Raw genomic sequence first — 22,534 nt, forward strand, 5'->3', positions numbered from 1 at the left:
TGCTGCCATTTATGTCACCAGCGCGGGCTGATATCGTTATCCAGTCGTTTTGGCCGATGCTAAAAGGCGCCATTTACTATTCCATTCCGTTGGCCATTGCCTCATTTATTATTGGTATGGCCATCGCCTTGGTGGTGGCGCTGATTCGAGTGGTGCCACGTCAGGCACTTTGGCATAAGATTGCGTATAGGCTGGCACGTATTTATGTGTCGGCCATACGTGGTACGCCAATGCTGGTGCAGCTTTTTATTATATTTTATGGTCTGCCAAGCGTTGGGGTCATGCTTGAGCCTTTCCCCGCAGCAATTATTGCCTTCTCGCTCAATATTGGTGCTTATGCATCAGAGACTGTACGTGCCTCTATCTTATCTATTCCTAAGGGGCAGTGGGAAGCGGGCGCTACCGTGGGTCTGACTTATTTGCAAAGCTTTCGTCATGTCATCTTGCCGCAAGCACTGCGAGTGTCTGTACCACCCTTGTCGAACACCTTTATTAGCCTTGTAAAAGACACCTCTCTTGCCTCACTTATCTTAGTCACTGAGATGTTTAAGCAGGCTCAAATTATTACTGCGCGAAACTATGAATTTATGCTGGTCTATACTGAGGCGGCTTTAATATATTGGGTCATCTGTCTGGCTTTGAGCGCCGTGCAAGGTCGACTCGAGACCCGTTTGGATCGCTACGTGGCCAAATAGTTTGGTCAGGATATGGCCAGCAGCACTCATTAGGAAACCGCTATGATAAAAATAACTAATATTCAAAAAGCCTTTGGCGACAATGAGGTGCTCAAGGGCATTGATTTGGATATCAAAAAGGGCAGCGTGGTGGTGATACTGGGGCCGTCGGGCTCAGGTAAAACCACTTTTTTACGTTGTCTCAATGCCCTTGAAGTGCCTGAGCAGGGGGTTATTGAATTTGATGATGGCAGCTTAAAGGTCGACTTTGGCGCTAAGCCCTCAAAGGCTGTGATGCGCAAGTTACAACAAAAGTCCGGCATGGTGTTTCAGTCTTATAATTTATTTCCGCATAAGACGGCCATAGAAAACCTGATGCTTGGCCCTGTGGTGGCGCAAGGCAAAAATAAGGCAGAAACTCGAGCCAAAGCTTTACAACTGCTTGAAAAAGTGGGGCTATCAGACAAGGTGGATTTATACCCATTTCAGCTATCAGGGGGCCAACAGCAGCGGGTAGGTATTGCTCGAGCGCTGGCCATTGAGCCTGATTTGTTATTGTTCGATGAGCCCACCTCAGCACTTGACCCAGAGCTGGTACAAGAGGTACTAAAAACCATGCAGCAACTGGCCTCTGAGGGCTGGACCATGGTGGTGGTCACGCACGAGATTAACTTTGCGCGTCATGTGGCCGATGTGGTGATGCTAATGGAAGATGGTTATGTGGTCGAGGTCGGTCCACCAGAGCAATTGTTCGAACACTCCCAGCATCCGCGGACGCGTGCCTTTTTACAGCGTATTGCGTCTTAATTTAATGATTACATGCCCAATAATAAAGGAGCCCAGCTGCATGCAGCTGGGCTCTTTTATGACCGATGTCCCGTCCTAAAATAAGTTTACATAAAAGAGGCTTATACCTGCAACAAAAAGTTTGACAGCAAGCGCTTGGCGCCCTCAGTGGCAAACGACTCAGGATGAAACTGCACCCCTTGGATGGGATATGTTTTGTGGCGAATGCCCATAATCTCCTCACCATTTTTGACATGGCTCATTAAGTCTTGACCGGCATAGGCTTCATTGGATACCACAGAGGTGACCGTTAAGCACTCAGGCAAGGTATCTGCTTTGACCATCAATGAGTGATAACGCATAATCTCAATGTCTTGTGGCAGCCCTTGATACACCCCTTGCTCATCATGGCGAATGGGTGAGGTCTTACCATGCATCGGCACGCCAGCGCGCACCACATCACCGCCGAACACGTGTGCGATGCCTTGCATCCCTAAACACACTCCCAATAGCGGTATCGTCGGCCCAAGCTCGCGGATAACCTCAGCACATACCCCAAAGTACGCCGGATCATCCGGTGAGCCAGGACCAGGAGAGATGATGATGCGGTCATAATTGGCCGCCTTAATATCGGCTAAGCTGATCTCATTATTGCGCTTAACAGTCACTTGAGGAGCCGCCGCTTGGTCTGGCTGCGTGTGTAGTATCTCGCCCACATATTGATACAAATTAAAAGTAAATGAGTCGTAGTTGTCTATGATTAATACATTCATCGGTAATCCTTGAGGATAGTTTTTAGCTATTTTTTTGATATAAGTATAGGCTCGATAAGGCGTCTGCCTATGCTAAAGACAGATCTATGCCAAAGACAGCTTTAGCTATGAATAAAACTGTCTAGCACCACCTTCATCGCTGATAATTTGCGCTGAATCTCTAGATACTCATCTTGTGGGTTTGAATCATAGACATTGCCGCCACAAGTTTGTGCATAAGCGGACTCACCATTGATAAACAGACTGCGAATGGGAATGGCAAAAATACAGTCGCCATTGAAGTTAAATGAACCCAGCGCTCCGCCATAAGCACCGCGGCCATCGGGCTCTAGCTCATTAATAATCTTAATGGCTTCAATTTTTGGGGCGCCAGATAAGGTGCCGGCTGGGAAGTTGCTGGCAAGTGCGCTGAACATGTCCTCATCAGGGTGTAATACGCCGACAATCTCTGATGAGATGTGCTGCACGTGAGAGTAGCGCTTAATGTCCATTAGGCTGCGTACTTTGACCGTACCAAAGCGGGCGACTCGGCCAATATCATTACGGTGCAAGTCAACGAGCATATTGTGCTCAGCAATCTCTTTGGCATCGTTTAGCAAGGCGCGCGCCAATTGACGGTCTTCAACCTCATCTTTGCCGCGTCTGGCTGTACCTGCCAGCGGATAAGTCTCCATCTCACCTTGACGCAGGCGGAACAACAGCTCAGGTGAAGCACCAATAATGCGCTGGGTACCGAATTTCATAAAGTACATGTGCGGTGAGGGGTTTACCTCACGCAGCTTTTCATAAATAGGAATGTGATCACCGCTAATCTTATATTTGGACTTAAAGCCGACCTCACACTGAAAAATACGCCCTGAGATGATGTCCTCTTTGACCTGCATTACCGCTTGGGCATGCTGCTCACGACTCATGCCATCACCTAAGAATTCAACGGTAGGTGTGCTATAGCTGGGTACAGGTGAGCTTAGAAGCTGTTTTACGGTATCGATGCGGTTTTGCTGCTGATGAGTGGGGTAATAAAAATAGAAGATTTCACCGGTCATTTTATCGAGGGTTAGGCCATCTAGGTAGACGCCAAATTTGAAGGCTTCGAAATGCTCGCTGGCTTTGGCATTGAGGCTAGGCTCAAAAAAATTGACGCTGTCATACCCAAGATACCCCACCAGTCCACCGGTTTGATCACGAGCAATCACATGCTGAGGGGTGATGCTGCGCAGCAGCTGGTAAGGATTGTCGGTGGGATAGTCGGTTACCTCACCGCTGTGATTGTCAGTAATGCGTAAGGTTTGGCGATCGGGTGCGGCGATTGTCATGGCTGGCGAGAAGCCAATGGCATGATGACGAGACATATGACCTTCTGCGCCCAATGACTCAAGCAGATAGCAGGTATCAAACTGCGCTTCAATGCGCTTAAATAACTCAAAAAAATCAATGTCTTGGGTCAGTTTAATACGAACCGGCTTGCTGGGTATGGCAATGGGATCAGGCTGCTTTACGGTGGCTGTACTCATAAATAAATTCCAAAAAAGACAAGGGTGTAATCAGTAAATATGCAGTAAAAATGAGGATAAAAGGTCATGTGTGTTAAGATAACTTGATATGAAGACAATTTGGTATAAAGACAATAAGATAGATTTATTCTATCTTACTATTGGCCGCCTCTTGCTGACGATGAGTGGCCAAAAGCTTATCAATGGCTGTCGCATCTTGTTGCTGTAGCGCTCTGGCACCGCGCGATACTGTGGCGATCCCCACGCCCAGTTGCTGAGAGATAACGCGCTGGGTCACCCCTTGCTGTAACAAATCAAAGATACGCACACGATTGGCAATATCTTGCTGCTCTTTATCAGTTAAAAGCGCTGACAATACTGCATCAATCTCTTTGTCGCAGGTCAGATGTGCCAAATGGCCAAGTAGGCTTTTATAAGCGGGGTTTGGGGTGGTCATAATACTGTCCGTTAAAACTATGTTTCAGTATTCTAGTACAGTAGTACATCAATGTAAACCCTCAATTTTATGTCACAAAAAAAGCAGCCTGACACAGGCTGCTTTTTTTGTGGTGAACTAACGCAGTCTACCGCAGTAACTTTACGTTGAGTCTTCTTAACGCTTAGCCTTATTTGTTTAGGCAACTGGGATCAAAATCTTCATTGATTAAGATGGTGCGGCTGATATGACCTTTGGCATCTTTTTCATAATCAATAATCACAGGGCGGCCCAAATCTGGGTCACACTGAGCCAACAGCGCTTTTGGGGTTAGGTAGCGCATGGTGGTTATTTTGGCATCATTGGGGATGTTTCCCTTAAACCAGCTTTGATTTAAGCTCTCTGGAGATTCATCATAAAAATCGTCGCTATACGCGTACAGCTCATTGCTTTGCGCCAAAAAACAGCTGGTCTGATCATCTAAAGCGGATAAAGGCTGCGGTGTGCGCTCATACAAATTCACCCAGGTATCATCTAGGTAATATTTTTCACTTTGCTGCTTAAGCTTGCTCAAGTCACAGCTGCCGGGATGAAACGCGGCGCTGATGTCTTTGATCTCATTAGCAGTAAAAGGGATGGGGGCATCATTTTTTACCACAGGTTTGCTTGAGCTCGGTGTGCTGATCACCGGACGTTTAGCGGCTGTGTCTGGGGTAGAAGCACAGCCACTTAGGGCTAAAAGTAGGGCGGAGTAGCTAACATACTGCAAAACTTTGGAACGATTCATGGATAAGTCTCAGTGACGAAAAAGATAAAATATGACCTTTGTTAGTGAGTTTATAACAGGTATCGCCTAATGCCACAAGCCAAAGGTCAATTGATGCTATTTAAAACAACACATTTTAAGACAACGCATTTAGACTAAATATGACCAAAAGGCGTCAACGCCTCTTGTCTGTCTTCAAAAGAGGCTGAGTCGTGATAAGGCTCAATCTCGCTAGACGCTTTGTAAGGTAGTGGCTCGGCAGGGATAGAGTCATCTTTTAGCACATAAGCCCATGCCTGCTTGCGGCCTTCTTCATTATACTCCCAGTACACGCCTTGAACCTCCGGCTCAAAGCCTGGCAAGGAATTAACCCCTTCTTCTAATGCTAAGAAATAATCCAGCACTGCGCCGCCCCAAACTTCACCAGGCACGATACAATAGACGCCAGGCGGATAAGGCAGGGCACCTTCCATCGCAATACGGCCTTCAATATGCGCCAAAGGCACCAGCTCAATGTCATTACGAATAAAGGCATTGTGCGCATCAAAAGCACGCATCGCAAACTTAGGACGGTGCTCACGCTTAAACATTTGCTGCTGTAACTGGTTCAGCTTGTGCTTGGCATAAAAATCATGCAGACGCTGACACAGCTCATTGATACCTAAGCTTCGATATTGTGGGTAAGCTTTGGCCAGTGAGGGCAGCACCTCGCTCACCGGACTGTTAGACTTAATGTGCGCCTCAAAGCGTACAATACGCGCCACCAGATGCTGGAACTTGGCCAGCGTCTCGGCAGGGGTTAGCAAAAAAAGAATGGAGTTTAAATCCGCTTTTTCTGGAATGACCGAGCTTTCACGCAGATAATGCGCCAGCAGCGGGGCGGGCACACCAGTTGCTTCATATTCACCTGTATCCATATTGATGCCAGGGGTGGTCAATAGCAGCTTACAAGGGTCAATAAAGTACTGCTTGTCGGCATATTGCTCGAAGTCATGCCAGCGCTCACCTTCTTTAAATTCAAAGAAGCGAATGTCATTGGCAATTTGCTCAGTATCGTAATCTTGCCACAGCTTGCCATCAATGGTTGGCGGCACAAACGGCTTAATTAAAGTGCAGGTATCGAGCAGCATTTTGCGCGCTTCAATCCCCCCAATGACACACTCATGCCACATACGCTGACCCGCTTTGCCCTCGTGCATCTTAGCGTTAACATCCAAAGAGGCAAACAGCGGATAAAAAGGGCTGGTCGACACATGCATCATAAACGCATTGTTAAAACGCTTGTGGTTGACATAACGCGCCTGCCCACTGATGTGATTGTCTTTTTTGTGGATTTGTGAGGCTTGTGAGAAGCCGGCTTGCTGCTTGTGCACTGACTGAGTCACAATAATACCTGGGTCATCTGGCGTCAGCTCTAATAATAGCGGTGAGCAATCTTGCATCATAGGGATAAACTGCTCATAGCCAACCCAAGCGCTATCGAACAAGATGTAGTCACATAAATGACCAATCTTATCCACCACTTGGCGAGCATTATAAATGGTACCGTCATAGGTACCCAGCTGGATCACGGCCAGACGAAAAGGGCGCTTTGCATCAGCACGTTCTGGAGATACCTCACGAATGCGCTCACGAATCTCCGCCTCATCAAAGCAGTGTGAGGCAATGCCTCCTATAAGGCCGTATGCATTACGGTCAGTCTCAAGGTATACCGCCGTACCGCCACTCATAGACAGTGCACTTTGATACACAGACTTGTGGTTATTGCGATCAAAGAGTACCAGATCATCATGCGCCACAAGGGCACCAATGGCGATTTTGTTCGAAGAAGACGTACCGTTTAATACAAAATAGGTTTTGTCGGCGTTAAACACTTTGGCGGCATGGGCCTGCGCTTGAAAAGCAGGGCCTTCATGAATCAATAAATCGCCTAAGCCCACATCCGCATTACAGGAGTCAGCACGAAATAGGGTCTCACCGAAGTATAAAAAGAAGCGGCGACCTGAGGGATGGCGGCGAAAAAACTGACCACCTTGATGACCCGGGCAATCAAAGGCGGCATTGCCATAATCGGTATACTCACGTAGCGCTTGGAAAAACGGAGGATCTAGGGTGTCTATATAGTGCGCTGCTGCGGCATTGACCAACTGGCCGTTATAGTATTTTTGATCATCAGCCAGCTCTAGCACGCCGTATACGTGAGGCAGCCATTCATCAGGAACGCTATCGCCATACTTGATGGCCACAAAGATAGGAATGCTAAAGCCCAAATCTTCAATTTCAGCATGCGCCTTGGGCAAATCTTCCATAGTCACCACAATGACGGCAATATTGGTAAAATCAGTGGCTTCAACTTCCGTCAAACGGTAGTTACAATTGAGCGCGTATTCGATGCCATCGCTGACGGCTATTTTCATTATACTTTCCTTAATTCTTTATAAGCGGGTATGCTGATATCTAAGATAGGCTACTATTAAGCAGCAAGGGTGCGTATTATTCCCAAGATGCTTTCATTTAGCAAATTTGTCCGTCATTTTACGCTAATTATCTGACTCATTCATTGCTTTGTGTTTGCCTTTGATAACCTGTGCGCCATTCGTTTAGGTTGACGGCGGGCTTTATTATGCTTATAGCGGCAGGCGGTATTGTGCTGGCAGGCCATATTAAGCTTTATTACGATTGTGTTGCAGCAAAAATAGGGCTTCTTTATACTGACGTGATTTTTTTGCAATAAACGTTGCTTTTTAGCAGTCCATTTTATTTTGCTATCCTGACCGGAGTTAGCCAATGCCTGATTTATCTCATCTACTTGCCTCAGTCACGGCCATTGAAAGCTTGCCATTAGCTTTTGGCATCATCATGGCCATTATTGGCTTGGTTTTTTATACCCAAGGCCTACCGGGCAAATTCTGGCGCAGGTTTTATGCGGTATTACCCGGCATCGTACTGTGCTGCTTTATTCCTGCTACTTTAAATAGCTTAGGGGTGTTTGCAGAAGGTATTGGCTCGCAAATATATAACTTTACCGCCACTTATTTATTGCCTGCCAGCTTACTGCTGATGACACTGTCGATGGATGTGCCTAAGATTTTGGGATTGGGCTGGAAAGCCATTGCCATGTTCTTTGCAGCAAGCTTTGCCATTATCATCAGTGGGCCGATAAGCTTAGGCATTGCCAAATGGATCTCTCCTGAGATGTTTATGGATGACACTTTATGGCGGGGGTTTTCGGCAGTGGCCGGCAGCTGGATTGGTGGTGCGGCCAACCAAGCGGCCATGAAGGAGCTGTTTGGGGTCAGTGATGACTTGTTTGGCATGATGATATTGGTTGATACCACCAATGCCTCTTTATGGCTATTGGCTATCTTGGTGATGGCCAAACACAGCGAGAAAATTGATAAGTTTTTGCGTGCAGATACCGGCAGTATTGAAAAAGTGGTGGCAGCGGTTGAGAGCTATGAGCGCGATAATGCGCGCCCCGGCAGCTTAAATGACTTGATGGTAATGTTTGGTCTGTGCTTTGCTATGGTGGGTTTGGCGCACTTCTTGGGCGCAGAGATTGCTGGCTTCTTCTCGCCGTATACTTGGGCGGTGCAATACAGCTTTGCCAGCTCGTTCTTTTGGATGGTGGTTATCATTACCTTAATTGGTGTGGGTTTCTCCTTTACGAAGGTGCGCCGCTTAGACCATATTGGCGCCTCAAAAATGGGCACAGTGTTTATCTTTATTCTGATTGCTGCCATTGGCATGCAAATCAACCTAAATGGCCTCGTCTCTCAGTGGCGCCTGCTACTTATTGGTCTATTATGGATGTGTATCCATGTGGTGATTGTCTTTATCGTGGCAAGGCTTATCCGGGCGCCTTTCTTCTTCTTAGCCGTGGGCTCGAATGCCAATACTGGCGGCGCCTCTTCAGCCCCTATTGTGGCCACGGCCTTTCATCCATCACTTGCGCCTGTGGGGGTCTTCTTGGGAATATTGGGCTATGCGGTGGGTACTATTGGCGGTTATGTTAGTACACAGCTTATGCGTTTGGTTGTGGGGTAGAGCGATAGTAGGACAATAAGACAGTAAGATAGGATATATCTAGGGCAATTGGTGTCCGCCCTGCCATAGGAGGTTATTCATGTTCAACCTGATAAAAGACTGGCGAGAACAGCGTATATTAGAGGATAGTCGCTTTAGTGAGGATGATTGGCGCCAAGTGGCGGGCAAGATTGCTGTCTTAGATAGCCTATCTGAGGCTCAGCGATTAAAACTGTTTGATTTGGCCACTTTGTTTTTGCATGAAAAGCATATTCAAGGGGCAAATGGCTTTGAGGTGACAGATGAGATGCGCCAGTCCATTGCACTACAAGCCTGCCTGCCCATACTCAATTTGGGGCTTGAGTGGTATAAAGGCTGGTCATCGGTTATCGTCTATCCGAGTAGTTATCGTACTAAGAGCACCACGACCGATGAGATGGGGATTGTACATGAAGGACATCAGCATCGCAGCGGTGAGGCATGGCTACGTGGTCCGGTGATTCTATCATGGGAAGATGTTAAGGATGCGGGCCGGCGTGATGGGCACAATGTGGTTATTCATGAATTTGTGCATAAGCTTGATATGCTAAATGGTCGTGCCAACGGCTTTCCGCCAATACAGTCAGATATGGATGCTACTGAATGGACCAAAGTTATGGAGCAGGGGTTTGCTGATTTTCAATACAGCCCTAAGGCTGGCATTGATGATTATGGGGCGACCAATCCAGCTGAGTTTTTTGCGGTATTAAGCGAGGTGTTTTTTGAAAGACCCAATGATCTGATGGCAGCTTATCCGGATATTTATCAGTTAATGGTTGCGTTTTTTCGGCAACAGCCGTTGTAATCAACTGTAATCAACGCTCATTTTGGGCATGTTTTAGTGGCTATATAACACTAATTAGTGACGGGCTATTTTGGTTGTTGTGTTTTATCCAGTCGATATCGTTTTATCCAGTCGTTATCCTTGATAAATTGATAAATAGCTATTCTCGGTAAGCACGGCCATTATACAGCAGTGTATCAGCAATCGCCTTCGCGTAGCTTTCTATACTGACGCTTGAGCCTGCCTGCACCAGCGCATGGGTGTTTACCGTGACATTCAAATCAGACTGTGAGGTTATCTCAAACTCACCCCATTGTTTGTAAATAGGGTCAAGTCCATAATCGCATACTTGAGGCATCTCTACCCAGTATGCATCAGGGTGATGCTGGGTTAAATAATGCCACAAAACGCTGCGTGTGTGTTTTGCAATCTTGGTGCCCGTATCGTGCTCATCAAAGGCTTGCTGATATTGATTTTCATCAAGTAGTGTCTGCTCAGTGAACTCAACATCCACATCGTGCCATTGATTATAAACCAGAGCGTGTAGCGACAAACCACGTCGTGCTAAAGTCTCAAGCACCAACAAGGTGTAATCAATACTTTGTGCTTGCCCAGAGGTGATGACTATTACCGGATAGCCCTGCGAGGCCATATAATCTATGGTCAGTACGGATTCATTTAAAGGCGACATAATGCCGCCCTCAATTTCTAATAAGACTAATTCGTGCTTCAGCTGTAGTTGTTTGGTTGCGACGGCAAGTCGTCTGGGATGAATACTGACATTTTGTAACTGTGAGGCCAGAGACGGTGACGCAGAGAAGGGGAATACAAAAGGGCAGCTTTCAGATGCTTTATCAACCATTTGCAACGGCATTTGCATTATTTTTCGATGAATCATGATGTCAGTAGCGATGTCGCGATCACAGCCAGTTTGTACCAGTTTTTGAGTGATGACATTGACGCCTTGTTCCATAAGCTGTTTGCCAAGATAGCCGGTTGCATAAGTTTTGCCAATATGAGGACCGGCGCCAGTAATAAAAAATACGCTCATGATTTTTGCTTCTGTTATATATTTTAGTACTTGGTTATTATATCCGAACAGCTTACTTAAAAACTCATCTTTAACATGGTATCGTAGGTTAAATAGCCCACACCATAAAGCTGACCATAAGGCTTTAACCTCGCTTTATTTTATTATTAAATCTCAATGACTCCACTTAAGTAACGTACAGCATGCCCTGATATCAGCACTCTATCGCCTTGTAGCTCGCATTGCAGTTCGCCGCCACGGCTTGATGCTTGGTAGGCGAGCAGCTGATCTTTACTAAGTTGTTTGCCCCATAATGGTGCCAGTGCCGTATGTACAGATCCGGTTACCGGGTCCTCAGCACCGCCTAAAGCCTGAGAGAAGTACCGCGAAATAAAATCATACTTGCTGTATTTATTTGATTGCGCTTGGGCAGTTAAAACCAGACCTAGCGGCGCCAATTGTGTCATCAACAGGGTGTCTGGTTCAAACCCTAAAACCGCCGCTTCATTATCAAACATAATAAAATAAGCCTGATGGTTTTTATAGATTTTATAAGGTGCGTTAGGTAAGTGCGCTAACACTGTATTTATGGCGGGATCTACATCTGCTGCAAGCTCATGAGTGGCAGAGTAAATCAGCGACGGCAGGGTATTTGGAAAATTCATACGAATTTTACCCTCAGGCGTCTTTTGAATGATTAAGCTTCCCACGGCTTCGGCATAAAAATGAATGCTTGTGGCGGTACTATGCTGTTCAAACAATAAAAATGCAGACGCTAAGGTCGCATGACCACAAAAGTCCATCTCTTTAAGCGGCGAGAACCAGCGAATATGGTAATCAAGCGTCGCCTTATCTTCTAAATCGGTCTCATTTTTTACCAAAAAAGCCGTTTCTGATAGGTTGTTCTGACTGGCTATAGACTGCATGACCGAGTCTTCTAACCACTGGTTTAGGATTATAACTGCTGCTGAATTGCCTTTAAAAACCGTGTCTGTAAAAGCATCTATTATGTGTATATCTAATGGCATAGGGTTCTCTTTTTTTGGTGCGGTATCACAGTTCAAGGTCATGATACTTCTTAATACTTATTAGACCGTTTAATACTTGTTAAACCGTCCACTGATCGTTAACGATGGCGACCAGATAGGATTTACCTTGGTAATCTTCAAACACTAGGCGCATAGCACGCCAGTCCATCCCTTGATACTCAGGGTTTTTTCCGGAGTGATAAAATTCAACAAAGTCGGCATTGGGATACACCTCTTTAAGGTTATTCAAGCTATTGCCTGAGCCTTGAAACTGATTAAATGTGGCGTCTTTAAAGTCATATTGTTGTGCGGCCACCCAGTGATCTAAAAAGTTAGGTAGGGTGGTGATGTATAAGTCGCCTGTACCGTCTTTGGCGCCCCAAGTAAATTTCACCCGAGACTGCTGTAAGTAAGTGGTGAATTGCTCACGGCGAAACACCTTGTCAGCATCTTTATGTATATAAGCATACATACTAAAGCGCACACCTTTAACAGGATGGATATAAGGGGTTAGCGCCTCATAGTTACCCGCAGCTAAGTCATCTTTAATCTGCTTGGCCTGCTGCAAGACCTGTGTCTCTTTGTTTTGTGCGACTGCATCGTTATTGCTAACATCAGAGTGATTTGCCTCATGCTCCGGGCTATCGGCAGGGATAGAGGCTGCTGTACAGGCGCTGGCAAGTAAGCAGCTGGTCAATATCATCCCTAGCTTAGCACTAATCTTGACACGCTTAGCATGTCTATTGGGGTTTAGCAGCTGAGTCATAGCGTTTTATCCTTGATGTCTGGGTTAACCATATTTTAAATGTGTTATCTAATTTTTATGATCATTATCAAACAGTCGGTAGTGCATCGAGTAATTCGCTAGCATACTTAGCCATCGACTGTGATGTGTTTTGGGAAGTATCTACCGAATCTGTGTCTGTTATGTGGGGTAGATTTACCCAATAAGTCTGTGGATGGTGGCGTTCTAAATAGCGCTGTAAGTAAATCTGGGTGTTTTGTTTAATAGCATTGTCAGGCGTATACGCTGACGCAAGATACGTATTAGGCTGCCACTGATTATAGATCACTGCATGTAGCGGTATCTGGCGCTGAGACAATGCTTCAATACTTAATAACGTATGGCTGATGCTGCCAAGACGTCCTGAGGTCACCAAAATAACGGGGTAGCCCATAGCTGCCACATAATCTAGGGTAAGCAAGGACTGACTCAGCGGCACCATCAGTCCGCCAGCACCTTCTAGTAATACGATATCATAGCTTGTCGCTAACGCCTGAGTGGCTTTGGTAATCACAGCGGGGTCAATAAAAGTATCTTCTAGGTAGGCCGCTAGATGCGGTGAGGCAGGTTTTGTAAATACATAAGGGCAGGTTAAGCCGTCATGATCTGCCGGTTGTAGCGGTATGTCCATCATTTTTCGATGGCTAATAATATCCTCGCTAATGCCTAGGCAGCCAGTTTGTACCAGCTTTTGGGTGATAACCGACTTTAGGCGTTGATTAGACGCCATTTGCCGCAATAGTGCTTGCGCTAAAGCGCCTGTCGCATAGGTCTTACCAATATCGGTATCGATTCCGCTGATAAAAAATACACTCATGACCAATACTCCGCCAAGACTTGGGTTAGCCGCTCACATAATAGAGCCAATTCTTCATCGGTCATAATTATCGGCGGCATAATATACACAAGCTTACCAAAAGGTCTAATCCAGACTTTGTGCTTGATAAGCAGTGCTTGAAACCGCGGCATATCAACGGTGTCATACAGATCTATAACGCCAATCGCACCTAATATGCGTACATCAGCGACCTCATGATTGGTGGCCAACGGTTTTAGATATTGCCGTAACAGCTGCTCAATGTGGCGGGCACGTTTGGCATAATCACCTTCAATAATCAGCTCTAAAGAAGCCAATGATACAGAGCAGGCGAGGGGATTACCCATGAAAGTCGGCCCGTGCATTAACGCCGAATACTCACTATTGGCAATACTGTCTGCTACAAAACGTTGGCATAAGGTCGCCGCAAAGGTCATATAACCGCCAGTTAATGCTTTGCCCACAGTCATAATATCAGGTGATATATTGGCATGCTGGCAGGCGAACATCTTGCCAGTACGGCCAAAGCCTGTTGCTATCTCATCGGCAATTAATAACACCTGATACTCATCACACAGTTTACGCAAAATTTGGAGATATTCAGGGCTGTAAACCCGCATACCACCGGCACCTTGTACCACAGGCTCAATGATAAAAGCGGCCATTTTATGCTGATTTTGTTCAAAAAATGTACACAAGCTTTCTTTTATACAGGGTGTTAATGCCGTGTCGTAACCGGCTTCTGGCTTGTCCGTGAACAGCTGTATCGGCAGCTGTTTCCCATAGATACTGTGCATTCCATTTATAGGGTCACAGATGCTCATGGCATGCCAGGTATCGCCATAATAGCCGGATCGAGTGGTTGCTATCTGATTGCGCTCAGGCTTATTCTGAGACAATTGATATTGTAGCGCCATCTTTAAGGCAACTTCGACAGCAATGCTGCCGCTGTCAGCATAAAAAATGGCATCTAGGCCATGAGGTGTAATGGAAAGCAATTTTTTGCCCAAATCAATGGCCGGTTGATGGGTTAAGCCGCCAAACATGATGTGGGCCATATTAGACAACTGAGCTGTAAGCGCTGCGTTTAATTTCGGATGATTGTATCCGTGCGTGGCTGCCCACCAAGATGACATTCCATCGATAAGCTGCTCACCAGATTTGGTATACAGATAAACGCCGTCAGCTTTATCTATGACCACATTAGGATATGATGGCGGCAGACTTGCGTATGGATGCCACAGATGGCGCTGGTCAAAGTTATCGAAGTGCTGATTAAATAGATTAAAATTATTATTGTGCATAACGTTGGCAAACTTATGATTAAAAATCTCAAAGCGAAATAAAAAATAGCCGCAACATGTTAGCATTATTTAGAATCATATTAAGAGATAGATTCTGCATAACAATAATTGTTCCAAAAGTGAGTCATGACAGTCATCTTGAATCTTATAAAAGCGGTTGGTTTGTTTTCGCATAATGTATATTATGTTAAACTAAGGATACCAGACAATAACTTCATGGGATTATAATTATGTGATAAATCCTTATAAAGATTGGTTGATGATTGATTAATTCTCATACGTACTACCTACTCATAAAGACATCTTAATCACCACTAATAAAGTTACTAGCTGAGCTGTCTTAAGGAGTTAATGTGCAAAGCTATCATTAATCCTATTGTATTTGTAATCGAGCTTAACGTATTAAACCATGTCGCTAGTTAACCTGTTTGATAAACTTGTTCTACTCATCATTGCTAAGTTTACTACCTTCATACTGCACAATGAGCCCTCTGAATAATCTGTCACTCCTAATCATCACCTAATAAACAAATCACCCATCAATCGATTGTTGGTAGCTTAGCCGACTTCCTGATTAATGCGAATGTGATTGAACTATGTTAGGTACAGAAGTATTCGCCACCAAGTGACAATCAGCTCAAAGTAAAAGCAATAACCCTTCTGGATGCCTATTACTCTATATCATCGATAAGAACGTATACAAGCTCTGATAATGCTCCTACTTGGCATCTCAGTAAGTCCAAGTCTATATACACCTTATAGCTGCTATTATCATAGCTAACTACGTTGTAATACGTTTTCATTTAGAGTCACCAAAAGAGTCTTGAGCCGTCCCGGGATTGTCGGAGACCCAAAACTCTGAGACAATACCCTTATGAAAAACACACAATACTCAACAGAAGTTAAGACACGAGCCATCGAATTATTGATTGAATCACAAAAAGATTATCCCTCACTGTGGGCGGCCATCCAAGCCATAGCACCTAAATTTGGCTGCACACCCGAAACCCTACGCTCATGGCATAAAAATCACCTAGACTAGCAAAATCCTGTTATCGTTACTGCTCAAAGCCAAGCTGCTCGTATCTCCGAGCTTGAGCGAGAAAACCGAGAACTCGAACAAGCGAACAAAATTATTCGCAAGGTAGCCGCTTTTTTCGCCCAGGCGGAACTCGACCGCCCACGCAAGTAATGGTCAAATTCATCGATGATGAAAAGAAAAAGTATGGGGTCGAGTCGATTTGCAGAATCCTGCCAATCGCCCCATCCACCTACTACCGCATCAAAGACGAGCAAGCGAACCCAGAGAAGCAAAGCCGACGCAAACAAAGCTACAAACACCTTATGGAGCAAATCAAACAGATTTGGCAATACCGTGGCTGTCGCTATGGCATTCGTAAAATCTGGCACAAGCTCAAACAAGACGGCTTACCTACATTGGCTCGTTGCACGGTCGAACGTCTGATCAAGAAACTTGGTATACAAGGCGTATGGCGGGGTAAAGGAAAAATCACCACCAAACAGCGAGATGACCAAGACAAGCCAAATGACCTTGTCAAACGCAACTTTACCGCAGATGCCCCAAACAAGCTATGGGTGGCTGATTTTACCTACATCAAGACCAAAACAGGCTAGGTCTATACTGCCTTTGTCATTGACGTGTTTAAACGTGTTATCGTCGGTTGGAAAGTATCTACCCGTATGGACACTCAGCTTGTACTCGATGCGTTAAATCAAGCGTTAGATGCTCGTGGCAGACCAAGCCGGGGGATTCATCATTCCGATAGAGGTAGCCAGTATCTATCGATTAAATACGGCGAACGGCTGAAGCAATCTGGGCTTGCTGCCTCGGTAGGTACAACAAACAGGTGATTCTTATGACAACGCCTCGGCTGAAAGCGTCAATGGGCTATATAAAGCGGAGGTGATTAATTACTTAAAAGAAGAATGGGATCGCGTAAATGATGTTGCTCTAGCAACCCTCGATTGGGTACGCTGGTACAATCATGAACGATTGCATTCTACCAATGGATATGTATCGCCTATTGATGCGGAAAATATCTACTATTGTTCATTGATTCCGTCAGGTTATGCTGCCTGACTCAAGTAAACCTGTCTCCGATAAAACCAGGACGGTTCAGTTGCCTTAAAACCGCTGCGTTGGGTATTATTGACTAATATACCATCCCAACAAAAGATGATAGGATGTAAAATTTATCATACCTCTTTAAATTGATTACCTTTACTGGTGGCGGCCTCACCTCACCTCCCCTCTCCCTTGAATATCAGCTAAATTTTTTCACACAATAAAACCCTGGAATTTATAACAATGGCATTTATAGACTCAATAGATGATGAATTCAAGCTTAAAATTAAAGAAGAATCGCAGACTGATTTACTAGAAGTGTGGAAGTATTTAGATAATGACACAGTGTTTAAACTGAAATTTTGGTATGCAAAAAACTCACTTAATGAAGAGTTGGCCAAAGAGATTTGGTTAAATGAAACTCGGCAATTAAATAAGCTAAAGTCTGTTACTAATGCAGAAAAATATCTTGAAGTAATACATGACAGCTTCATTGATGACAGTGGTAATTACTGCCTAATCTACCCCACTGATCAAGACTCTAAAGCACTGGATACTAAGCTAATAGAAATAGAAGCCAAGCCCACAAGGATAGGTTTGTTTTCTAAGAGCAAAAGTCATTGGTTAAGCAAAAACAAGATAATGTCTACTATCAGTAGAATGCTTTTATGGAAAAATGTATTAAGGCTGATAGAGGGCATTGAGATATTGCATGGCCAGGATATCATTCACAGAAACATCAATACTAATAGCGTGATTTATAAAGAAAGTGAAGAAATTGACGACACCGAAAGATTTGTGCTGAGTGGTTTTGAAAAATCATTAGATTTTAACAAGATTAATAAACCTATATTTATGGGTGAGCACAAGGATGTTATTTGCACGACTCACCAAGACTGGAGCGACTTAGGTGTTTTAATATTAGAATTATTGGGAATTGAGTCCAACAGTTTTCAAGAAAAACTACTGCGCAACGAAGCATTGGCGGTAAGACTTCTACTAGAGGGTCATTCAACTGGCCATACTAAATTAGTGGATAAGACTCAGCTAAAGTTATTGGTAGAGCAAGCCGTTACAGACTTGTCAGAAGTTGATAATTCATTCTCGCCGGTATTTCACATCGCAATAACAGGCTTTAATTCTGTTCACTTTAGTGGTATCAGGAACACTATAAAAAATTATCTAATCGATAATCAAAGTCAAAATTATGATGCTCATAATTTAACAAATACTGATGTCGTCGACATTATCAAAGAGGATCTTAAATTAGACCCTTTCACTGTATTTAACGATAGATATGGCAATGAATTTATCTTAAAAGGGAGGAATTTCCTATATAGATTTAAAGAGTTCAAGCACGATAACTTTGGTGATTGGTATGTTTCTAATATGACGGCAATATATGATAGCGTCCCTGACTGGCTCAACTATAGAGAATCCATCGAAATTAAGGGGAGCTTGGTTTTTACACCTAATGCATTTAGGCTTATGCAAAAGAACGAGTTCTCGGATGAAAACTCATGGAAGCTAAAGTTAATACAGTTCAAAAAAGAGCAGAAGTATACAGATTCTGAGCTAGAATGCCTTCAGGGGTTATTGTTATCTTTTGCGATTGACGTAGCGCGCTCGGAAACGGAAAAGTACCTAATTAGCCTAGATCGCATTGAAAATGACCAACTAAAAGAGGGAAAAGGGTTAATCCTAGATGATGGGCTCTTTTATTATACGTTAGAGTACAAAAAAGAAAATAATGATATTAACAGCAAGCTATCAGACTCACTAAGCCTAAGACAGCCTTTTGATAGATTTAAACAACACTTTAGCGATCCATCTAAACTTACTAACAAATGGGTTATTGAGACTAACACCAAGTCTAGTAGAAGCATGGAAAGAAAAGATAAGTTAGATGCGCAGTATGTAGGGCAATCACCCAATCTAGACTATATATTCTCCACAAAACAACCGTTAGAGCGGAGCATAAATAATTTATCAGAAGAATTGGTTAGAATTTACCCTAAGGACCATGATGGAACAATCGCTCAACTTGAAAGGCGGCAGAGAATATTTTATTTTTTACTCAATCAAAGCTCTTTAATATCAAGTATCGCAGACCCGTCCAAAAAATTCTTTGTTACCTCTCGCAAATTTGATCTTGCGGCTTCTCTTATTTCATTAGATGAATCCAAAAAAGAAGTGTTTTCTTCTTTGGTGAAAACCCAACCAAATTACTTCATTGAAGGCCCTCCAGGTGTGGGTAAAACACACCTTATAACCAGCTATGTTGATTATCTTTTCCACGAAGAAAATAGTTCAAAAGTTCTTTTGTCTGCTCAGAGTCATGCCACTGTCAATATGCTTTATGATGAAATCACTGAAAAACTAAAAAAGCATGAGTCTTTTGATAGCCTAATTATCATTCCAAACTTTAAGGCTGAAAAAAATGACGATGGTAGTCATGTAGAAACATTCATTCAAAACGCGACAAACCCTTATATTGATAAATTCAAAAAAAGTGAAATGTTTAATAAATATTCCAAAGAACCGCTTATTAAGCAGAAGCTCGATAAATTTATTAGTAAATCAGACGCTAAATTTTTCAATCAAGTTTTACGTGCTGCCAATCTAGTGTTTACAACCTCTAACTCTAAATTAATGGAAGAATTAATAGAGAATAATATCAATTTTGATGTGTCTGTTATGGAAGAGTGCGGCAAGACATCAGGTATCGAATTGGTGTCACCAATGATAGTATCGAGAAAAAGAGTTCTTATTGGTGATTACAAGCAACTTCCAGCATTTTCAGAACAGCATGTCAAAAAGATTATTAGAAACCCTGGTAATTTCGATATGAACTTGGTTGTAGAGCAGCTGTCAAATATAGGGTTTAGAAAAGGCGTCATTTTTGATCTTGATTTTAACGATGCTGATATAAACAAAGCCTCTAAAGCTGAGCATTTTAGCAACCTTTCTAAATATTTCTCTTTATTCAAAAGTCTGTGTCAAAGTGCAGAAAGTATTAGGATTCGAGGAAAAGAAAGTTTTGGTAGCATGATCGATACACAGCATAGAATGCACCCTCAGATTTCTCGGATTGTTTCTAACGCTGTATATGAGGGTAAATTAAAAGATTATCCTCAAACCGCAGATTTCTATAATAGCGCGTCCCCATTTATCTTTAAGGACTCTAAATTAGAAGGATTGAATAAAGATAATGCAGTAATATGGATCGATTTACCTGATAAAAATAGTGATGTTAGGATGCGTAGTCTTGAAAATAAGAACGTCAATAAACACGAAATCCGTATTATTAAAGAATTATTATCCAAAATACATACTAATAGTGATAAAGATTATTCAATCAAAATACTCAGCCCTTATGTAAATCAAGTGAATATGATCAATAACCTGGTTGAAAAGAGTGAGATAAATAGCTGTTTTTCGAGCACACATAACGATCAAGACATAGCAAAAACAGTAGACTCTTATCAGGGTGATCAGGCCGACGTTATTATCATTAGCCTAGTAAGGCATAATAGTTATCAGCCTATTACTTCTGCTTTGGGTTTTTTATCAGATATGCGCAGAATGAACGTACTGCTGAGTAGAGCTAAACATAAAATGATTATTGTTGGCTGTTTCGGTTTATTCAGATATTGGCAGCTGCTTGAAAATAAAGCTTATACTAACAATAGGGGTTATTTGGACGATATAGATAGGGAATTTTTGAATCTCTTTGTTGAAATGTTTGTTAATGATTTTGAATTAATGAACGATCATTCAATTGATACTGAAAATAAGGTGTTTAATAACATCAACTTTGTTCAATCAAAATCATTTTTGGGCCTCTAATGAATAAAGAAAACACTATAAAATATACGATTGCTATCCCATTCCTCACTAATGAATATACATTTAGCATTAGTAGAAAAACCAATTGGTCAATTATCGATTACCTTTTCTTAAAAGAATTAAGTCAAAGAGAGATGACTGTTAAGAGTCTTAGCGACTTCTCCAATCTAGAAACTCAAGTTGTCATTCAGATTTTACTACCCATGTGCAATGTCGGGTGGATTGATATTGTTACTTCTAGAGACAGTTTTATTTTTAGAATAACGGAAATGGGTGAGATAGCTTATTCTTTAAGCGTTAAAGAACATGAGCTAATTTGTAAGGTCGATAAATATCAAAAAAGAAGAGAAGTTTTTGTAGATTATTTTGATAACTATTACAGCTTTTATAGTTTTGACTCCCCTTTGCTTACTCATGCAAGATATATGAGTGAGATTAATAAAAACAAGAATATAGTTACCTTGCCTATAGATGCTAGCAATTCTTATCCTAAGTACACAAAAATGTATAGCGTTATGGCCAGAGAGCATGAAAAAATAGACAACGTACATGACGAGGCTGTGTATGCGTTAACTACTAAGAAGTATTTACTGGTAGATATGTTGTATATAGAGGGTCGTAAGGAAGGAAGGATAATCGATGACAATAAAGTAAAAAAGCTGAATAACAAGCTTATTAGACAAATCAAAAATACACTTCCAACTATAATCAAAGACGATAATTCTTTGCTTAAAACACCTTTGACTAAAGATGAAAATAACTATGAAATCAAGGTCGTTGCCAAGAAATGTGATGTAGATTTTGTTTACGGCGGTCACAACACTAAAGCCAAGCTCATTGAGCTAATCCAGTCCTCTACTGACTTTTTAGTCATTCACTCTACCTTCATAGGTAAATGGTGCATTGTCAATGACGATGGCTATACTCATTTTTTTCTAGAAATTAAAGAGGTTTTGAAACGAGGCGTTCAAGTTTATATATTATGGGGCAAAAGTAATGCCGAAGAAACAGATGAAAACTTTGAAAAATCAGATAGTGAAGATAAGGCTGTTGAAAGCAAATTAAGAGATTTTAATGAAAGCTGCCACCAGGAAGGCATACTAAATGTTGTAAATTATAATGACTTCAGACGTACCGACTCGCATGCAAAGTTCGTTATAACCAATCACACAGACAGGGGGTTGTGTACTATGGTCAGCTCATGCAACTTCTTATATGCAAAATTTGAAAGATTTGAGGCGTCAGTTATTGTTTGCAATGATCAATTTACTAAATATTTTTTAGAGATCGCCGCTAATATTTGCTGTGGAAAAAGCACTTTTGACAGCAAAGTGCGTAAGGAGTTTCGGGGGTTTTCAAGCAATATAGCCGATACACCAAATGACGTTGATATTCCTAACAATGAAAAGCTGGAGCTGCGATTAGTGCTAAAGCACCAGCATCATAGTTATATTGACTTAGCTGCTCAAGCAAAAGACAGGATATATATTATAAGTGACTTTATAAACACCTCACCTATAAGGCCTATATTTGATGCTTTAAAAGAGTCAGAAGCTAAAAAATATTATTATTACTCTAAGAAATCAAGCTATATCGATCATTCAGAAATTGTTGAGATGCATGATGATCTGAAGTCTGCCGACTCTTTATCTCAATTGGGTGCACATCATTCCAATAGTCATGCCAAGGTATTAGCTTGGGATAATAATGACTTGCTGATTACTAGCTTAAATTGGCTGTCTGCAAGTGCCCCTGATAACCTTGTAGAGGTTTATCATGAGATAGGTATTTATGTTCAAGGTTGGGATATAGCTAAAGATTTTATTAAAGTATTTAGAAGTCTTTAAATCCGAATTAAC

The 22,534-nt window shown here is 42.7% G+C and carries 16 protein-coding genes, 1 pseudogene and 1 other annotated feature; of the genes and pseudogenes, 7 read left to right on the top strand and 10 right to left on the bottom strand.

All coding sequences use genetic code 11. From position 1 onward, the window contains the following. Positions 1 to 11 precede the first annotated feature (11 nt). Both DLE54_RS05700 and DLE54_RS05705 read left to right on the top strand, forming a co-directional pair. Positions 12 to 695, top strand: a complete 684-nt coding sequence (locus DLE54_RS05700; RefSeq protein ID WP_197708937.1) for an amino acid ABC transporter permease — start codon at positions 12 to 14, stop codon at positions 693 to 695. Positions 696 to 737: 42 nt separating this feature from the next. Beyond that, positions 738 to 1,481, top strand: coding sequence for an amino acid ABC transporter ATP-binding protein (locus DLE54_RS05705; protein WP_011960408.1), 744 nt, complete (start codon positions 738 to 740; stop codon positions 1,479 to 1,481). A 101-nt stretch (positions 1,482 to 1,582) separates the two neighbouring features. Here the strand turns inward: DLE54_RS05705 and DLE54_RS05710 are convergent, their stop codons facing one another. The 5 genes from DLE54_RS05710 to DLE54_RS05730 form a co-directional block, all read right to left on the bottom strand. After that, positions 1,583 to 2,233, bottom strand: a complete 651-nt coding sequence (locus tag DLE54_RS05710; protein ID WP_011960409.1) for an anthranilate synthase component II — start codon at positions 2,231 to 2,233, stop codon at positions 1,583 to 1,585. A 101-nt stretch (positions 2,234 to 2,334) separates the two neighbouring features. Continuing rightward, on the bottom strand, positions 2,335 to 3,747 hold the full coding sequence (locus tag DLE54_RS05715) for an anthranilate synthase component I (RefSeq protein ID WP_011960410.1): 1,413 nt from the start codon (positions 3,745 to 3,747) through the stop codon (positions 2,335 to 2,337). A gap of 124 nt (positions 3,748 to 3,871) precedes the next feature. Then, the gene (locus tag DLE54_RS05720) at positions 3,872 to 4,183 is read right to left on the bottom strand and encodes a Trp family transcriptional regulator (protein ID WP_011960411.1); all 312 of its coding nucleotides are present in this window, start codon (positions 4,181 to 4,183) and stop codon (positions 3,872 to 3,874) included. Between the two features lie 169 nt (positions 4,184 to 4,352). Further along, complete coding sequence (locus tag DLE54_RS05725; protein ID WP_110816550.1) at positions 4,353 to 4,949, bottom strand: hypothetical protein; 597 nt, start codon at positions 4,947 to 4,949, stop codon at positions 4,353 to 4,355. A gap of 134 nt (positions 4,950 to 5,083) precedes the next feature. Continuing rightward, positions 5,084 to 7,345 (bottom strand): ornithine decarboxylase, encoded by a 2,262-nt coding sequence (locus tag DLE54_RS05730; RefSeq protein WP_110816551.1) that lies wholly within the window; start codon positions 7,343 to 7,345, stop codon positions 5,084 to 5,086. A gap of 370 nt (positions 7,346 to 7,715) precedes the next feature. On the opposite strand from DLE54_RS05730, the gene DLE54_RS05735 reads away from it, so the two are divergent. After that, a complete protein-coding gene (locus tag DLE54_RS05735) occupies positions 7,716 to 8,975 on the top strand; it encodes a DUF819 domain-containing protein (protein ID WP_110816552.1) in 1,260 nt (419 codons plus the stop codon). 79 nt (positions 8,976 to 9,054) lie between these two features. After that, complete coding sequence (locus tag DLE54_RS05740; protein ID WP_011960415.1) at positions 9,055 to 9,798, top strand: zinc-dependent peptidase; 744 nt, start codon at positions 9,055 to 9,057, stop codon at positions 9,796 to 9,798. Positions 9,799 to 9,937: 139 nt separating this feature from the next. Here the strand turns inward: DLE54_RS05740 and bioD (DLE54_RS05745) are convergent, their stop codons facing one another. The 5 genes from bioD (DLE54_RS05745) to bioA form a co-directional block, all read right to left on the bottom strand. Continuing rightward, positions 9,938 to 10,828: a dethiobiotin synthase gene (bioD, locus tag DLE54_RS05745; RefSeq protein ID WP_011960416.1), complete on the bottom strand. Its 891-nt coding sequence runs from the start codon at positions 10,826 to 10,828 to the stop codon at positions 9,938 to 9,940. Positions 10,829 to 10,974: 146 nt separating this feature from the next. Then, positions 10,975 to 11,877, bottom strand: coding sequence for a PhzF family phenazine biosynthesis protein (locus tag DLE54_RS05750; protein WP_264755968.1), 903 nt, complete (start codon positions 11,875 to 11,877; stop codon positions 10,975 to 10,977). Positions 11,878 to 11,914: 37 nt separating this feature from the next. Beyond that, entirely contained in the window at positions 11,915 to 12,601 is a 687-nt protein-coding gene (locus DLE54_RS05755) for a hypothetical protein (RefSeq protein ID WP_011960418.1), read from the bottom strand. 67 nt (positions 12,602 to 12,668) lie between these two features. Beyond that, positions 12,669 to 13,436: a dethiobiotin synthase gene (bioD, locus tag DLE54_RS05760; RefSeq protein WP_011960419.1), complete on the bottom strand. Its 768-nt coding sequence runs from the start codon at positions 13,434 to 13,436 to the stop codon at positions 12,669 to 12,671. After that, complete coding sequence (gene bioA / locus DLE54_RS05765) at positions 13,433 to 14,740, bottom strand: adenosylmethionine--8-amino-7-oxononanoate transaminase (protein ID WP_049751067.1); 1,308 nt, start codon at positions 14,738 to 14,740, stop codon at positions 13,433 to 13,435. Before bioA ends, bioD (DLE54_RS05760) begins: the two co-directional genes overlap by 4 nt. 874 nt (positions 14,741 to 15,614) lie before the next feature. Between bioA and DLE54_RS05770 the strand changes: the two are divergent. From DLE54_RS05770 to DLE54_RS05780, 3 genes and pseudogenes are all read left to right on the top strand, one after another. After that, positions 15,615 to 16,841, top strand: a pseudogene (locus tag DLE54_RS05770) (IS3 family transposase). After that, positions 15,890 to 16,006, top strand: a sequence feature (AL1L pseudoknot). (Overlaps the previous pseudogene by 117 nt.) A 228-nt stretch (positions 16,842 to 17,069) precedes the next feature. Further along, complete coding sequence (locus DLE54_RS05775; RefSeq protein WP_110816553.1) at positions 17,070 to 20,675, top strand: DEAD/DEAH box helicase; 3,606 nt, start codon at positions 17,070 to 17,072, stop codon at positions 20,673 to 20,675. Further along, positions 20,675 to 22,522 carry a hypothetical protein gene (locus DLE54_RS05780; protein WP_110816554.1) on the top strand — a complete coding sequence of 616 codons (1,848 nt, stop codon included), beginning with the start codon at positions 20,675 to 20,677 and terminating at the stop codon, positions 22,520 to 22,522. The genes DLE54_RS05775 and DLE54_RS05780 overlap by 1 nt, the downstream gene beginning before the upstream one ends. Positions 22,523 to 22,534: the final 12 nt, after the last annotated feature.

Origin of the sequence: Psychrobacter sp. YP14, assembly GCF_003209315.1 — a bacterium.
In the GTDB taxonomy this organism is placed as follows: Bacteria; Pseudomonadota; Gammaproteobacteria; order Pseudomonadales; family Moraxellaceae; genus Psychrobacter; species Psychrobacter raelei.

Excerpts from the sequence above, each read along its gene's own strand:
- DLE54_RS05780 (WP_110816554.1), top strand. The coding sequence starts at position 20,675 with ATGAATAAAGAAAACACTATAAAATATACGATTGCTATCCCATTCCTC.
- DLE54_RS05740 (WP_011960415.1), top strand. The coding sequence starts at position 9,055 with ATGTTCAACCTGATAAAAGACTGGCGAGAACAGCGTATATTAGAGGAT.
- DLE54_RS05700 (WP_197708937.1), top strand. The coding sequence starts at position 12 with ATGTCACCAGCGCGGGCTGATATCGTTATCCAGTCGTTTTGGCCGATG.
- DLE54_RS05730 (WP_110816551.1), bottom strand. The coding sequence starts at position 7,345 with ATGAAAATAGCCGTCAGCGATGGCATCGAATACGCGCTCAATTGTAAC.
- DLE54_RS05720 (WP_011960411.1), bottom strand. The coding sequence starts at position 4,183 with ATGACCACCCCAAACCCCGCTTATAAAAGCCTACTTGGCCATTTGGCA.
- DLE54_RS05755 (WP_011960418.1), bottom strand. The coding sequence starts at position 12,601 with ATGACTCAGCTGCTAAACCCCAATAGACATGCTAAGCGTGTCAAGATT.
- DLE54_RS05735 (WP_110816552.1), top strand. The coding sequence starts at position 7,716 with ATGCCTGATTTATCTCATCTACTTGCCTCAGTCACGGCCATTGAAAGC.
- DLE54_RS05775 (WP_110816553.1), top strand. The coding sequence starts at position 17,070 with ATGGCATTTATAGACTCAATAGATGATGAATTCAAGCTTAAAATTAAA.
- bioA (WP_049751067.1), bottom strand. The coding sequence starts at position 14,740 with ATGCACAATAATAATTTTAATCTATTTAATCAGCACTTCGATAACTTT.
- DLE54_RS05725 (WP_110816550.1), bottom strand. The coding sequence starts at position 4,949 with ATGAATCGTTCCAAAGTTTTGCAGTATGTTAGCTACTCCGCCCTACTT.
- DLE54_RS05750 (WP_264755968.1), bottom strand. The coding sequence starts at position 11,877 with ATGACCTTGAACTGTGATACCGCACCAAAAAAAGAGAACCCTATGCCA.
- DLE54_RS05705 (WP_011960408.1), top strand. The coding sequence starts at position 738 with ATGATAAAAATAACTAATATTCAAAAAGCCTTTGGCGACAATGAGGTG.
- DLE54_RS05710 (WP_011960409.1), bottom strand. The coding sequence starts at position 2,233 with ATGAATGTATTAATCATAGACAACTACGACTCATTTACTTTTAATTTG.
- bioD (WP_011960419.1), bottom strand. The coding sequence starts at position 13,436 with ATGAGTGTATTTTTTATCAGCGGAATCGATACCGATATTGGTAAGACC.
- DLE54_RS05715 (WP_011960410.1), bottom strand. The coding sequence starts at position 3,747 with ATGAGTACAGCCACCGTAAAGCAGCCTGATCCCATTGCCATACCCAGC.
- bioD (WP_011960416.1), bottom strand. The coding sequence starts at position 10,828 with ATGAGCGTATTTTTTATTACTGGCGCCGGTCCTCATATTGGCAAAACT.